Raw genomic sequence first — 14,681 nt, 5'->3', positions numbered from 1 at the left:
CACGGACCGGGGGAGGGGGCTCACCGTTGGAAGACGCCACACTCGGCGGCGTGAACGACCAGGATCTCCTGGCACGTCATGTCGCGGGGAATCCCGACGCCTTCGGTGAGCTCGTACGGCGTCACCGCGACCGCCTCTGGGCCGTGGCGCTGCGCACGCTGGGAGACCGCGAGGAAGCCGCCGACGCCGTGCAGGACGCGCTCGTGTCCGCCTTCCGCGCCGCCCACACCTTCCGCGGCCAGTCCGCCGTCACCACCTGGCTGCACCGCATCACCGTCAACGCCTGTCTCGACCGTGCGAGGAAGACCGCCTCCCGCAGGACATCTCCCGTGGACGACACTGAGCGCCTGGAGCAGCTCCTCGAACCGCACGAGTCGGCCGAGGCACCCGCCGAACGACAGGATCTCCACCGCCAGCTTCTCGCCGCTCTCGCCAAGCTGCCCGCCGACCAGCGGGCCGCCCTGGTGCTGGTGGACATGCAGGGGTATCCCGTGGCGGAGGCCGCTCAGGTTCTCGACGTACCCGTCGGGACCATAAAGAGCCGCTGCGCGCGGGGCCGGGCCAGACTCCTGCCGATGCTCACCCATCTACGGGAGAGCACCGGCGGGACCGGCGGGACCGGCGGGAGAGCCGGCCTCGGAGCCCAAAGGAACCGGACGCCGGGGACATCCGTCCCATCGGAGCCGGGACCGCAGGGCAGCGGACCGGACACAGAGCCGGACAGCGGACCAGACGCGGGACCACAGGGTCCTGCCGCCGTGAAGGGAGGAGGTGGGCGCGCGTGACGACCACGACCGGCACGACCGAGCACCCCGACGTCTCGGAGATCTCCGACCTCACGGAGGGCCTGCTCTCCCCCGCGAGGAGCGTCGAGGTACGCGTACACCTCGACGGCTGCTCGCTGTGCGCCGAGGTGTACGCGTCGCTGGAGGAGATCCGCGGACTCCTGGGCTCACTGCCCGGCCCGCCCCGGATGCCCGCCGACGTGGCCGCGCGGGTCGATGCCGCCCTGGCGGCCGAGGCACTGCTGAACGCGACCGCGCCGGATCCCCTCGTGGCGGACGCGACCGCCGATGTTTCACGTGAAACATCACGCGCCGACGAAGCCGCCCCCGACACCGCCGACACCGCAGAGCCAGAGCCCGTCGCCACAGCCGTCACACCGGGTGCCACGGCGGCCGCCGCGACCGCCGCCGACGCTCCCCGGACGGACCGCCCCGCCGGGCACTCGCGGGCGGCCACCGGCCCCGGTCGCACCCGGCGGCTGCGCCGCCGGCGCGGCGCGATCCTCGGCGCCGTGTTCGGCACGGCGGCGATCGGCGTGAGCGTCCTGCTGTTCCAGACGGCGTCCTCCAACGACGTCGCCTCCATGAAGGCGGACTCCGGGGCCAGCCAGGCCGACGGCAGCGGTGACGTGTTCTCCGGCACCGGGATCCAGGAGAAGGTCCACACCCTCCTCACGACCAGCCCTGCCAGTGGCAAAACCCGCCAGTCGGAGGGCGGGAACTCCACCTTGGAAGGGCCCAGCACATCCCCCTCGCCGAAGCTGGCCCTCCAGGTGCCGCCCTGCGTTCTCCAGGGAACGGGCCGTGTGGAGACACCGCTCGCCACCGAGAGGGGCACGTACCAGGGCATCGACGCCTTCCTCCTCGTCCTGTCGGACCCCGTCGACGGCAGCATGGTGCGGGCGTACGTCATCGATGCCGCCTGCGTCGACACCACCCCTCCCGCCAAGGGTGAACTCCTGCTGTCGCAGACCTATCCCCGCCGCTGACACGCTGCCCGGCGTCGCCGGGACCTCGCGGGAATGCGAGGCCCGTAGGATCCGTTGGGTGGGGTGAGAGTGCGAACCGCCCCGTTGGCAGTAGCAGGCAGTCTGCAGAGACGAGGAAGAAACCCGTGAGCGACGTCCGTAATGTGATCATCATCGGCTCTGGGCCGGCCGGCTACACGGCCGCGCTCTACACCGCACGCGCGTCGCTGCGTCCCCTGGTGTTCGAGGGCGCCGTCACCGCGGGTGGCGCGCTGATGAACACGACCGATGTGGAGAACTTCCCTGGTTTTCGCGACGGCATCATGGGCCCCGACCTGATGGACAACATGCGGTCACAGGCGGAGCGGTTCGGTGCCGAGCTCGTCCCGGACGACATCATCTCCGTCGACCTCACCGGGGAGATCAAGACGGTCACCGACACGGCGGGCACCGTGCACCGGGCCAAGGCCGTGATCGTCACGACCGGCTCGCAGCACCGCAAGCTCGGGCTGCCCCGCGAGGACGCCCTCTCCGGACGCGGCGTCTCCTGGTGTGCCACGTGTGACGGCTTCTTCTTCAAGGACCAGGACATCGCCGTCGTCGGCGGCGGCGACACGGCGATGGAGGAGGCGACCTTCCTCTCCCGGTTCGCCAAGTCGGTCACGATCGTCCACCGCCGTGACACCCTGCGGGCCTCCAAGGCCATGCAGGACCGGGCCTTCGACGACCCGAAGATCCGGTTCGCCTGGGACAGCGCGGTCGAGGAGATCCACGGTGAGCAGAAGCTCTCCGGTCTGACCCTGCGCAACACCAAGACCGGTGAGACGTCCGAGCTGCCCGTGACCGGGCTGTTCATCGCCGTGGGCCACGACCCGCGCACCGAGCTCTTCAAGGGCCAGCTCGACCTCGACGGCGAGGGCTACCTCACGGTGGACGCGCCCTCGACGCGCACCAACCTCACCGGCGTCTTCGCCGCGGGAGACGTCGTCGACCACACCTACCGTCAGGCGATCACCGCCGCGGGCACCGGATGTTCCGCGGCCCTCGACGCCGAGCGCTTCCTCTCCGCGCTCGCCGACGGCGAGAAGGCCGCCGAGCCTGAGAAGACCGCCTCCGTCTGACCGCCAGTACTGACCCACACCCCACGAAGTTAAGGAGGCCGCCGTGGCCGGCGCCCTGAAGCATGTGACCGACGACTCGTTCGACGAGGACGTCCTCAAGAGCGACAAGCCCGTACTGGTGGACTTCTGGGCCGCCTGGTGCGGACCGTGCCGCCAGATCGCCCCGTCGCTCGAAGCCATCGCGGCGGAGCACGGCGACAAGATCGAGGTCGTCAAGCTCAACATCGACGAGAACCCGGCCACCGCAGCCAAGTACGGCGTCATGTCCATCCCGACGCTGAACGTCTACCAGAACGGCGAGGTCGCCAAGACCATCGTCGGCGCCAAGCCCAAGGCCGCCATCGTGCGCGACCTGGAGAGCTTCATCGGCGAAGGCACGTCGGTGCGCAAGTAGGCACCACCCGGCGCCAAACGCACGACGCACAATGTTTCACGTGAAACGGGCCTGGCCCGTCCCCCGGAGAGAGGGGGAACGGGCCAGGCCCGTTTCACGTCTGTCTGATCACAGTGGTCTGAGCGCCGGGTCCTTCTGGACCGCGCCCAGCAGCCTGTCCAGCGCGTGCTCGACATCTTCCTTCCAGGAGAGCGTCGTCCGCAGATCGAGCCTGAGCCGTGGGTACGCGGGATGCGTCCGTACGGTCTTGAAGCCCACCGCCAGCAGATGGTCAGCCGGCAGCACACACGCCGACTCCCTCCAGCGCGCGTCACCGAACGCCTCGATCGCCTTGAACTCCCGTCGCAGCAGATCCTTCGCGACGGTCTGCACCAGCACGCGGCCGAGTCCCTGCCCCCGATAGCCCGGCATGATCCAGCCGGTCATCAGCTGTGCGGCGTCAGGAGAGACCGGGCTCGTCGGGAACGCCGTAGCGCGAGGCACATACGCCGGAGGCGCGTACAGAACGAAGCCGACGGGCACGTCGTCCACATAGACCACCCGGCCGCACGACCCCCACTCCAGCAGGACCGCCGAGATCCAGGCTTCCTTCTCCTGCCGGGCGCTGCCGGCTCCTACCGCCGCTTGTCCCCTGACCGGATCAAGCTCCCAGAAGACGCACTCCCTGCATCGCTGGGGGAGGTCGGGAAGGTTGTCCAGCGTGAGCGGTACGAGCCGTCGCCCCATCGAGGCAGTTCCTCACTTCCTACGCCTGCCGCGCCACGAGCCGTAGTCAGGGCGCTGCGCTCCCGAAGCAGGCTGCCGACGAAGCCGCCGACGACCCCCAGGCCGAGTCCAGCTGACATCAGTTGGCTGCGGCTCACCAATTGCATGGCCCCGCCCTTCCTCTGAGATGGATCAAGGTGGATGCGCCATACCAGAACGCATCGTATCCACCCAGAGGTGCCCCGCACACCGGGAGACGGCAAAGGGCGGGCCGTGTTCCGGTACGCACCGGACAAGGCCCGCCCTGATGGCGGTGGAGCGGAGCCTCAGTGCTCGTCCGGCTCCAGGCCGTTCGACCGGTCCGGGCCGGCCACACCGTCCATGCCCTCAGGGTCGTCGCCGTCGATGTCGGCGAGTCCCCTCTCCAGCACCCGTCCCTCACCGGGGGCGAGCGTGCCGAGAATGCGCTCCAGATCGACCATCGAGGCGAACTCGACGGTGATCTTCCCCTTCTTCTGACCGAGGTCGACCTTCACCCGGGTCTCGAAGCGGTCCGACAGCCGGGAGGCCAGATCGGTCAGCGCGGGCGACGGCAGGGCGCCGGCCCGCGGGCCCTTCGACCGGGCCGCGCTCTTCGGCCGTGAGCCCATCAGGGTCACGATCTCCTCGACAGCACGTACGGAAAGCCCCTCGGCCACGATGCGATGGGCCAGCCGGTCCTGCTCGTCGGAGTCGTCCACCGAGAGCAGCGCCCTCGCGTGGCCGGCCGACAGCACACCGGCGGCGACCCTGCGCTGCACGGGAAGGGAGAGCCGCAGCAGCCGCAGCGTGTTGGAGACCTGCGGGCGCGAGCGCCCGATCCGGTCGGCGAGCTGATCGTGCGTGCAGTGGAAGTCCTTGAGCAACTGGTCGTAGGCCATGGCCTCTTCCAGCGGATTCAGCTGCGCGCGGTGCAGGTTCTCCAGGAGGGCGTCCAGCAGCAGCTTCTCGTCCTCGGTGGCACGGACGATCGCCGGAATGCTCTCCAGACCGGCTTCCCGGCAGGCCCGCCAGCGCCGCTCACCCATGATGAGCTCGAAGCGCTCGGGCCCCAACTGCCGTACGACGATGGGCTGAAGCAGTCCCACCTCCTTGATGGAGGTGACCAGTTCGGCGAGAGCGTCCTCGTCGAACACCTCACGGGGCTGCCGGGGGTTCGGCGTGATGTAGTCCATCGGCACTTCGGCGAAGTACACACCCTCCGGCGCGGTCACCTCGGCCGGGGCCGGTGTGTCCTGGGCGGGAATCTCCGCCGCCGGTGCGGCCGTCTGCGGCAGCGTCGTCACCTTGGCCGCGGCGACACCCCGCTCCGCCGTCAGTACCGATGCGGCCCCCAAGGAGGCGGCCTCCCCGGAGGGGGACACCTGCTTCTCCTGTGGAGCAGGGGGGATCAGCGCATTGAGCCCACGCCCCAAACCTCTACGTCGGTCGCTCACTGGGTCCCCTCCGAAATGCTCTGCTGGCTGTTGCCGATCGCGTGGGCATGTTTGACGTCGTAGCTCATGCCGACCCCACGCAGGGCGATTTCACGAGCGGCTTCGAGGTACGACAGGGAGCCGCTGGAACCCGGATCATAGGTCAGTACCGTCTGCCCGTAGCTCGGCGCCTCGGAGATGCGCACCGACCGAGGGATGCTCGTCCGCAGCACCTCCCCGCCGAAGTGGCTGCGGACCTCGTCGGCCACCTGCGAGGCGAGCCGGGTCCGGCCGTCGTACATGGTGAGCAGAATCGTCGACACATGCAGTGTAGGGTTCAGATGCGCCCGCACCAGGTCCACGTTCCGGATCAACTGCCCCAGCCCTTCAAGCGCGTAGTACTCGCACTGGATGGGGATCAGCACCTCGGCGCCGGCGACCAGCGCGTTCACGGTCAGCAGGCCGAGCGACGGCGGGCAGTCGATCAGGATGTAGTCCAGCGGCTGCTCGTACGCCTCGATCGCCCGCTGAAGCCGGCTCTCCCGCGCGACCAGCGACACCAGCTCGATCTCCGCACCGGCGAGATCGATGGTGGCGGGCGCGCAGAAGAGACCTTCGACGTCCACGACAGGCTGGACCACCTCGGAGAGCGGCTTGCTCTCCACCAGGACGTCATAGATCGAGGGAACTTCGGCGTGGTGGTCGATCCCGAGCGCCGTGGAGGCGTTGCCCTGTGGATCGAGGTCGACCACGAGAACTCGCGCACCGTGGAGCGCGAGCGAGGCGGCGAGGTTGACCGTGGTCGTGGTCTTGCCGACGCCACCCTTCTGGTTGGCGACGACCATGATCCGCGTCTGGTCTGGGCGTGGCAGGCCCTCACCGGCACGGCCCAGGGCCTCCACGGCCAGCTGGGCAGCACGGCCGATGGGGGTGTCGTCGATCGGGGGCGGCGATGTTTCACGTGAAACATCGCCGCCCGACGACTCGGAACGGGGGCCGGGGACCGGATCGGTCATCGGTCCCGCGATGTTGGCGTCGGACCGCAAGGATTCACTCTCCTCGACTTCAGGCTCGCAATGGGAAGAGCCTGCCATGCTTTCGGGGTCATGAACCAGCGAGGCCCGTGGTTCTGTGGATGAATCCATATCTGTGGCCAACCCTGTCCCCCTTACGAGGGGTTTCTTGCCCCGCGGTGTGGAAGCGGCGCGACCTCGGCCGATAATGCCCTGCAGCAGTGAGCGACGTTTCACGTGAAACACGATGCACTCGCCGCAGGGCTGGACCGTCACGACACTCCGCAGTGGATCGTCATGGCTGCTTCCATGGAGCATCACCGGCAGGCATCACCGGCGTACCTGGACAGGTACGGGCGAACACCGGCGGGCCTCACCGGCGGCGGCGCACTCGGTCCGCCCGGGCGGCCTTGGCGCGCTTCGTGGCGAACCGCACCCCGCCGGGAGACTCCCCGACCTCCGCCCGCACCACCGTGGCCGGCGGATCCACCAGACCCTCGCCGACCCGCAGCACCGAGGAATCGATCACACCGAGCTTGCTCAGTGCCGACCGGGCGCCCTTCAGCTCCTCCTCGGCCGTGTCCCCCTTGAGCGCCAGCATCTCTCCGTACGGGCGCAGCAGCGGTACGCCCCAGCCGGCCAGCCGATCCAGCGGCGCCACGGCGCGGGCCGTCACCACATGGACGGGCTGGAGCGTACCGAGCACTTCCTCGGCGCGCCCCCGTACCACCGTCACATGGTCCAGACCCAGCAGCTCGACCACTTCCTGGAGGAAGTTCGTCCGCCGCAGCAGCGGCTCCAGCAGGGTGATCCGCAGATCCGGCCGCACCAGCGCCAGCGGGATGCCCGGCAGCCCGGCACCCGAGCCGACGTCACAGACGCTCACGCCCTCGGGCACGACCTCGGAGAGCACCGCGCAGTTCATCAGGTGCCGCTCCCAGAGCCGCGGCACCTCGCGCGGCCCGATGAGACCGCGGGTGACTCCCGCGTCAGCGAGGAGCTCCGCGTACCGGACGGCCGCCGGGAAGGAGTCGCCGAACACCGTCCTCGCCTCTTCGGGCGCAGGGGGAAGCTCTTCTGCCTCCGTCACGGGAACCGTCCTTCCGTTCCGAACCACCAGACGGTGGCTCACAGTCACTGTCAGGCTGACAAAGCGGCCCCGCCTGTGGACAGACGGGGCCGAGAACCGAGAGAACGCTCAGGCAGGGAGCACGACGACGAAGCGCTGCGGCTCCTCGCCCTCGGACTCGCTGCGCAGTCCGGCCGCCGCGACGGCGTCGTGCACGACCTTGCGCTCGAAGGGCGTCATGGGGTTCAGCTTCACCGGCTCACCGGTGCTCTTCACCTCGTCGGCCGTCTTGGCACCCAGCTCGGCGAGCTCCGTGCGCTTCTTGGCCCGGAAGCCCCCGATGTCCAGCATCAGCCGGCTGCGGTCGCCGGTCTCCCGGTGCACCGCCAGCCGCGTCAGCTCCTGAAGGGCTTCGAGGACTTCGCCGTCCCGTCCGACGAGCTTCTGCAGATCACGGCCGCTCACATCGCTGATGATCGAGACCGCGGCCCGGTCGGCCTCGACGTCCATGTCGATGTCGCCGTCGAGGTCGGCGATGTCGAGCAGACCTTCGAGATAGTCGGCCGCGATCTCCCCTTCCTGCTCAAGACGGGTGAGAGTGTCACTACCCTCGGCGGCGGCGGAGATGGTGCCTTCCGACACGGATGGACTCCTTCTTACTACGGGCTGGCTGCGGGCCGGCTACGGGCTTCGGGGCGCTGCGCTTACTTCTTGGTCGGGTGCTTGGGCCGCTGCTGGCCCTTGCGCGGCCCGGACTTCGCCCGTGCGGCCCCGTTGCCGGTCTTGCGCGGCTTGGGCTGGGCGTCCTGCGGCTCGTCCTTCTTCTGCAACGACGTCTTGGGCGCTTCGTCCGTGGCGTCGGAAGGCTTCGCTCCCGAGGTCTTGGACGCGGGCTGGTGAGCGCCGCCGGCCTGCCGCTTCGACTTGGGCTGTCGCTTGGGCTGCTGCCGCTTGGCCGCGTGCGACTCGCCCTCGGGCAGAGCCTCACCCTTGATCACGGTGCCGTCGGCCTGCGCGACAAGACCGCTCTTCGACAGGCTGTTGATGAACTTACGCTCATTGTCGTTGCGGTCGGGCCCCTTGGCCACGATCGCCGAGACGACGTTGCGCCTGCGCTTCGAGCGGACCTCGTTGTGCGTGGTGATGCCCTTGAGCAGCCGCTGGAGGTACTGGTCCTGGGCCTTGCTGCCCGGCGTCGGGTTCTGGTTGATCACGTACATCTGCTGGCCCATGGTCCACACGTTGGTGGTCAGCCAGTAGACGAGGACACCGACGGGGAAGTTGATGCCCATCACCATGAAGATCACCGGGAAGATGTACATCAGCATCTTCTGCTGCTGCATGTACGGCGTCTTGACCGTCAGGTCGACGTTCTTCGTCATCAGCTGGCGCTGTGTGTAGAACTGCGACGCCGACATCATCACGATCATGATCGCGGTGACGATACGTACGGAGGTGAGCGTCGCGTCCAGGGAACCGACCTTTTCGGCGCTGTCCGTGAACTTGGCCGCCAGCGGGGCGCCGAAGATGTGCGCCTCGCGGGCGCTGTCGAGCAGCGTCTGGTTGATGACACCGACCGTCTTGCCCGAGGCGATGCTGGAGAGCACGTGGTAGAGGGCGAAGAAGAACGGTGACTGCGCCAGGATGGGAAGGCACGAGGAGAGCGGGTTGGTGCCCGTCTCCTTGTACAGCTTCATCATCTCTTCGGACTGACGCTGCTTGTCGTTCTTGTAGCGCTCCTGGATCGCCTTCATCTTGGGCTGAAGGACCTGCATGTTCCGGGTCGACTTGATCTGCTTGACGAACAGCGGGATCAGACAGATCCGGATCAGGACCACCAGGGACACGATGGACAGTCCCCAGGCCCAGCCCGTGTCGGGGCCGAAGATCGCCCCGTACACAGAGTGGAACTGGACGATGACCCACGAGACGGGTGTGGTGATGAAGCTGAAGAAACTGGCAATCGTGTCCACTAATCAAGCTCCTTGAGCATTGGACGAGGTCTCTGCGGCCGGACTAGGGGTTTCGGACGCTGAGGCCGAACCCCCGGAAGGCACGCCGGCGGCGGATTGCCCGCCCTTTGTGCCGCGCCACGCGTTGCGCAGCAGTTCATGCCACCGCGGGCGCTTGCGCGGGGGGACATGGTCCACACCGCCCGGCGACCACGGATTGCACCGCAGAATGCGCCAGGCCGTGAGACCGGTGCCCTTGACCGCGCCATGCCGGTCGATGGCCGTGTAGCCGTAGTGGGAACACGACGGGTAGTACCGGCAGACGGGCCCGAGCAACGGGCTGATCGTCCACTGGTACAGCTTGATCAGAGCCAGCAGCGGGTACTTCATCGCGCGCCCCCTCCCAGCAGCCGCTCAAGCGCGGCGTCCAGGTCTCGGGCCAGCTGTGCATGGTCGGCGTCGCCCGCACCGGGCAGCGCTCGTACGACAACCAGGCTACCGGGGGCCAGCCGGGGCAGCCGATCGCGTATGAGGTGGCGGAGCTTCCGCTTCACTCGCGTGCGAACGACGGCTCCGCCCACGGCTTTGCTTACGACGAAACCCGCCCGCGTCGGGGGAACGCTCTCCCCAGGCGCGTGCGGGCCCGTAGTACCGCTACGTAGATGTACGACAAGAAGCGGGCGTCCGGCCCGGCGTCCCCGGCGTACCGCGGTCGCGAAATCCTCGCGCCGCCTCAGCCGATTCTCGGTAGGCAGCACGTCATAACCTGTAGACGATCAGGCGGACAGGTTGGCGCGACCCTTGCCACGGCGGTTCGCGAGAATCGCGCGGCCGGCACGGGTGCGCATGCGGAGCCGGAAGCCGTGGGTCTTGGCACGACGACGGTTGTTCGGCTGGAAGGTGCGCTTGCTCACTCGGGGGCTCCAGAAATGATGTGTCGGAAGGCGGGAAATCGCCTGGCTGTCACCGTGCGCCCACGAGTAGCTCGCGATTACGCCCGAGTGCACCGCTCCACGACCACAGATCGTGATCTTTGCCCATCGGAGGCAGGCGGCAGCAGCCATCGACAACTCGACCTGGTCACGGTACGCGCGGCTACGCCATACGGTCAAACCAGCAAGCTGCCACGTTCCATTATGCACAGCCTGTGGACAACAACTTGAACCGCGTGGGTCGCCCTGACTACCGTGGCTGAACTCCGGATTCTTTTCCGCCGGTCTTCCCACCCCGTCCCGAGAACCACACATTCGTGGGACCAGCGAGAGAGCGTGCCCTGTGGCTGACGTACCTGCCGATCTTGCCGCAGTGTGGCCACGAGTGCTGGAGCAGCTCCTCAGGGAGGGCCAGCAGGGAGTCGAGCCCAAGGACAAACAGTGGATCGAGCGCTGCCAGCCACTCGCACTGGTGGCCGACACCGCTCTGCTCGCCGTGCCCAACGAGTGGGGCAAGCGCGTCTTCGAAGGCCGCCTCGCCCCCCTCATCAGCGAGACCCTGAGCCGCGAGTGCGGCCGGCCGATCCGTATCGCCATCACCGTCGACGACTCGGCCGGCGAGCCCGCCCCGCTGCCGCAGCAGAACCGCTACCAGAACCCGCAGCACGACGACGGCCGCGATCACCGCGATCCCCGGCACGACGACCCGCGGTCGGACGACTCCCGGCACGACGACATGCGCCCGGACGGCGGCTACCACCCCTACGGCCGCCGCCCCTCCGACGACGACGGCATGCCGACGGCCCGGCCCGCGTACCCCGACTACCAGCAGCAGCGGCCCGACCCCGGGGCCTGGCCCCGGACGCAGGAGGACCTGTCGTGGCAGCAGCAGCGGCTCGGCGGCTTCCACGACCGTGACCCGTACGCGACCACCCGCCCGCAGCAGCCCCAGCACGACTACCGGCCGCCGCAGTCGCCGCTGCCGGAGAGCCGGCAGTACGAGCAGCAGCGCCCCGAGCGCCACGACCTGGACCCGCAGCAGTCACGGCACGGGGGCCGGGGCGGGGCGACCGGGCCGCTCGGCGCGCAGGCGTCGCCGCCGCCGGGGCCCGGTGAGCACCAGGCGCGGCTCAACCCCAGGTACCTCTTCGACACCTTCGTCATCGGGGCGTCCAACCGGTTCGCGCACGCGGCGGCCGTCGCCGTCGCGGAGGCGCCGGCCAAGGCGTACAACCCGCTCTTCATCTACGGCGAGTCCGGGCTCGGCAAGACGCACCTGCTGCACGCCATCGGGCACTACGCGCGCAGCCTCTATCCCGGCACGCGGGTGCGGTACGTGAGCTCCGAGGAGTTCACCAACGAGTTCATCAACTCCATCCGCGACGGCAAGGGCGACACCTTCCGCAAGCGCTACCGGGACGTCGACATCCTGCTCGTCGACGACATCCAGTTCCTGGCGAGCAAGGAGTCGACGCAGGAGGAGTTCTTCCACACCTTCAACACGCTCCACAACGCGAACAAGCAGATCGTGCTGTCCTCGGACCGGCCACCCAGGCAGTTGGTCACCCTGGAGGACCGGTTGCGCAACCGCTTCGAGTGGGGTCTGACCACCGATGTGCAGCCGCCGGAGCTGGAGACGCGTATCGCGATCCTCCGTAAGAAGGCCGTGCAGGAGCAGCTGAACGCGCCGCCCGAGGTGCTGGAGTTCATCGCGTCGCGGATTTCGCGCAACATCCGCGAACTGGAGGGCGCGCTGATCCGGGTGACGGCGTTCGCCTCGCTCAACCGGCAGCCGGTGGACCTCGGGCTGACCGAGATCGTGCTCAAGGACCTCATCCCGGGCGGTGAGGACTCGGCTCCCGAGATCACCGCGGGCGCCATCATGGCGGCGACGGCGGACTACTTCGGGCTGACCGTGGAAGACCTCTGCGGATCGTCCCGCAGCCGGGTGCTGGTGACGGCGCGCCAGATCGCGATGTACCTGTGCCGTGAGCTGACCGACCTCTCGCTGCCCAAGATCGGCGCGCAGTTCGGCAACCGCGACCACACGACCGTGATGCACGCGGACCGGAAGATCCGCGCGCTGATGGCCGAGCGGCGCTCCATCTACAACCAGGTCACCGAACTCACCAACCGCATCAAGAACGGCTGACCGGACCGGCGAACACGTCGGCGGCGGGCCTTCAGGGCGCTTCGGGACACCGTCCCGGGGCGTCCTTCGTCATGTCCGGCGGGTGATCGGGGCGCGACACGCACGCAACCGCTGTTCGAATACAGGGCGCCGCAGGTGGCTTCTCCACAGAAACGGGCCCGATCTCCCGTCCACACCCTGGGGATCGATAAGTTGTCCAGACTGCGTCCACAGGCGGGTCGGCCTGAATTGGATCATGCCAGGTCAGACCCCTGGGGATTTGTGGCCAACTTTCTTCCACAGCCTGTGGACAAGTTTTCTGCCCACGGACCCGTGCTCCGGTTGTCCACCGGCGGCCCACAGGTAGCGGCCCGTTGCCCACAGGTTCGACCCGTTTCTCCACACCGCTGTCCACTGTTCGACAACAGAACACGGCTGTTCACCGTGTCGAGTGAAAGGCGTCACATCAAGGTTGCCCGGGACCCTGTGGGGAACCCCGGAAAAGCTGGGGACGACCCTGGGGAGAAGTCGGGGTGTCCTGTGCACCGCCTGTGCAGAACTTTCGGCCGTCCACAGAGCGACGGGGTTGTCCACCGTCGCCGCCCACAGGACCGGTGGACAAAAAAGCGGGCCTGACCTGCGAAAACGACGTTATCCACGGAATCCACAGGCCCTACTACTACTAACACCTGGAGTTACCTGGGAATCTGCTTCGAAGTGGGTGCTGTGCACAACTCGGCGCCGGACCGCACCCGGCCGGTTGTCGCGACTTGACCCCGAGCAGCACCGAGTGTCGGTGCCGTACGTCAGACTGGTCCCCGGCAACCTCACCCTGCCCATGGCGGAGTGAGCTCATGCCGACGACGAAGAAGGCCGGCAGGACGAGTCAGCAACAGCAGGAGGCGGTTCCGGTGAAGATCCGGGTGGAGCGCGATGTACTGGCGGAGGCGGTGGCCTGGGTGGCCCGCAGCCTCCCGGCCCGTCCGCCGGCCCCCGTTCTTGCGGGCCTTCTGCTGAAGGCCGAGGAAGGCGCGCTCAGCTTCTCCAGCTTCGACTACGAGGTCTCGGCCAAGGTCTCGGTGGACGCCGAGGTCGAGGAGGACGGCACCGTCCTCGTCTCCGGCCGGCTCCTCGCCGACATCTGCCGCGCCCTCCCCAACCGGCCGGTGGAGATTTCCACCGACGGTGTACGGGCGACGGTGGTCTGCGGCTCCTCGCGGTTCACGCTGCACACACTTCCGGTGGACGAGTACCCGGCGCTGCCGCAGATGCCGACCGCCACCGGCACCGTGCCCGGTGAGGTCTTCGCCTCCGCCGCCGCCCAGGTGGCCATCGCGGCGGGCCGTGACGACACGCTCCCGGTGCTCACCGGCGTACGGATCGAGATCGAGGGCGACACGGTCACCCTCGCCTCGACCGACCGCTACCGCTTCGCGGTCCGCGACTTCCTGTGGAAGCCGGAGGTCTCCGACATCTCCGCGGTCGCCCTGGTGCCCGCCAAGACGCTGCTGGACACCGCCAAGGCCCTCACGAGCGGCGACACGGTCACCCTGGCGCTGTCGGGCTCCGGTGCGGGCGAGGGGCTGATCGGATTCGAGGGCGCGGGCCGGCGGACGACCACGCGGCTTCTCGAAGGCGACCTCCCGAAGTACCGGACGCTGTTCCCGACGGAGTTCAACTCGATCGCGGTGATCGAGACGGCGCCGTTCGTCGAGGCCGTCAAGCGTGTGGCGCTGGTCGCCGAGCGCAACACCCCGGTGCGGCTCAGCTTCGAGCAGGGCGTGCTCATCCTCGAAGCCGGTTCCAGCGACGACGCACAGGCTGTGGAGCGGGTCGACGCGAAGCTGGACGGCGACGACATCTCGATCGCCTTCAACCCGACGTTCCTGCTCGACGGCCTCAGCGCCATCGACTCGCCGGTCGCGCAGCTCTCCTTCACGACCTCCACCAAGCCGGCGCTCCTCAGCGGCAAGCCGGCGCTGGACGCCGAGGCCGACGACGCGTACAAGTACCTGATCATGCCGGTGCGGCTGTCGGGCTGACCGCGCCCCTCCCGCCGGGCCGTCCCACCAGGCCCGGCGTAGGCTCGGGCCGGGGCGCCCGGCACCGTCGCCGTCCGCCCCGCGCCTGAACGATTGTTGGCTCAACGCTTAAGGA

General features: G+C 68.5%; 15 protein-coding genes. 6 read left to right on the top strand and 9 right to left on the bottom strand.

The window, feature by feature from the left end:
• Positions 1-26: 26 nt before the first annotated feature.
• The 4 genes from sigM to trxA all read left to right on the top strand — a co-directional run bounded on the left by sigM (position 27) and on the right by trxA (position 3,268).
• Positions 27-785: an RNA polymerase sigma factor SigM gene (gene sigM, locus OG700_RS19665; RefSeq protein ID WP_405615345.1), complete on the top strand. Its 759-nt coding sequence runs from the start codon at positions 27-29 to the stop codon at positions 783-785.
• Positions 782-1,774 carry an anti-sigma factor family protein gene (locus OG700_RS19660; RefSeq protein WP_405615343.1) on the top strand — a complete coding sequence of 331 codons (993 nt, stop codon included), beginning with the start codon at positions 782-784 and terminating at the stop codon, positions 1,772-1,774. Before sigM ends, OG700_RS19660 begins: the two co-directional genes overlap by 4 nt.
• 125 nt (positions 1,775-1,899) lie before the next feature.
• The gene (gene trxB / locus OG700_RS19655) at positions 1,900-2,874 is read left to right on the top strand and encodes a thioredoxin-disulfide reductase (RefSeq protein ID WP_405615341.1); all 975 of its coding nucleotides are present in this window, start codon (positions 1,900-1,902) and stop codon (positions 2,872-2,874) included.
• A 43-nt stretch (positions 2,875-2,917) separates the two neighbouring features.
• Positions 2,918-3,268 (top strand): thioredoxin, encoded by a 351-nt coding sequence (trxA, locus tag OG700_RS19650; protein ID WP_405615339.1) that lies wholly within the window; start codon positions 2,918-2,920, stop codon positions 3,266-3,268.
• 108 nt (positions 3,269-3,376) lie between these two features.
• Here the strand turns inward: trxA and OG700_RS19645 are convergent, their stop codons facing one another.
• The 9 genes from OG700_RS19645 to rpmH all read right to left on the bottom strand — a co-directional run bounded on the left by OG700_RS19645 (position 3,377) and on the right by rpmH (position 10,375).
• A complete protein-coding gene (locus tag OG700_RS19645; protein WP_405615336.1) occupies positions 3,377-3,994 on the bottom strand; it encodes a GNAT family N-acetyltransferase in 618 nt (205 codons plus the stop codon).
• A 305-nt stretch (positions 3,995-4,299) separates the two neighbouring features.
• Complete coding sequence (locus OG700_RS19640; protein ID WP_405615334.1) at positions 4,300-5,448, bottom strand: ParB/RepB/Spo0J family partition protein; 1,149 nt, start codon at positions 5,446-5,448, stop codon at positions 4,300-4,302.
• Positions 5,445-6,521 carry a ParA family protein gene (locus OG700_RS19635; protein WP_405621813.1) on the bottom strand — a complete coding sequence of 359 codons (1,077 nt, stop codon included), beginning with the start codon at positions 6,519-6,521 and terminating at the stop codon, positions 5,445-5,447. Before OG700_RS19635 ends, OG700_RS19640 begins: the two co-directional genes overlap by 4 nt.
• 292 nt (positions 6,522-6,813) lie before the next feature.
• On the bottom strand, positions 6,814-7,530 hold the full coding sequence (rsmG, locus tag OG700_RS19630) for a 16S rRNA (guanine(527)-N(7))-methyltransferase RsmG (RefSeq protein WP_405615332.1): 717 nt from the start codon (positions 7,528-7,530) through the stop codon (positions 6,814-6,816).
• A 108-nt stretch (positions 7,531-7,638) separates the two neighbouring features.
• A complete protein-coding gene (locus OG700_RS19625) occupies positions 7,639-8,151 on the bottom strand; it encodes a R3H domain-containing nucleic acid-binding protein (protein WP_023540257.1) in 513 nt (170 codons plus the stop codon).
• A 62-nt stretch (positions 8,152-8,213) separates the two neighbouring features.
• Positions 8,214-9,482 carry a membrane protein insertase YidC gene (yidC, locus tag OG700_RS19620; protein ID WP_405615330.1) on the bottom strand — a complete coding sequence of 423 codons (1,269 nt, stop codon included), beginning with the start codon at positions 9,480-9,482 and terminating at the stop codon, positions 8,214-8,216.
• 3 nt (positions 9,483-9,485) lie between these two features.
• On the bottom strand, positions 9,486-9,851 hold the full coding sequence (gene yidD / locus OG700_RS19615) for a membrane protein insertion efficiency factor YidD (protein ID WP_405615328.1): 366 nt from the start codon (positions 9,849-9,851) through the stop codon (positions 9,486-9,488).
• A complete protein-coding gene (rnpA, locus tag OG700_RS19610) occupies positions 9,848-10,219 on the bottom strand; it encodes a ribonuclease P protein component (protein WP_405615326.1) in 372 nt (123 codons plus the stop codon). Before rnpA ends, yidD begins: the two co-directional genes overlap by 4 nt.
• 18 nt (positions 10,220-10,237) lie before the next feature.
• Positions 10,238-10,375, bottom strand: a complete 138-nt coding sequence (gene rpmH / locus OG700_RS19605) for a 50S ribosomal protein L34 (RefSeq protein ID WP_014047156.1) — start codon at positions 10,373-10,375, stop codon at positions 10,238-10,240.
• A 361-nt stretch (positions 10,376-10,736) separates the two neighbouring features.
• On the opposite strand from rpmH, the gene dnaA reads away from it, so the two are divergent.
• A complete protein-coding gene (dnaA, locus tag OG700_RS19600; RefSeq protein WP_405615323.1) occupies positions 10,737-12,545 on the top strand; it encodes a chromosomal replication initiator protein DnaA in 1,809 nt (602 codons plus the stop codon).
• An 890-nt stretch (positions 12,546-13,435) separates the two neighbouring features.
• Positions 13,436-14,566, top strand: a complete 1,131-nt coding sequence (dnaN, locus tag OG700_RS19595) for a DNA polymerase III subunit beta (RefSeq protein WP_382674028.1) — start codon at positions 13,436-13,438, stop codon at positions 14,564-14,566.
• The last annotated feature ends 115 nt before the right edge of the window (positions 14,567-14,681 follow it).

The organism is Streptomyces sp. NBC_01508 (assembly GCF_045040315.1).
In the GTDB taxonomy this organism is placed as follows: domain Bacteria; phylum Actinomycetota; class Actinomycetes; order Streptomycetales; family Streptomycetaceae; genus Streptomyces.
The sequence above is the reverse complement of the archived record's forward strand: the minus strand, read 5'-3'. Positions and strand labels throughout refer to the sequence as shown.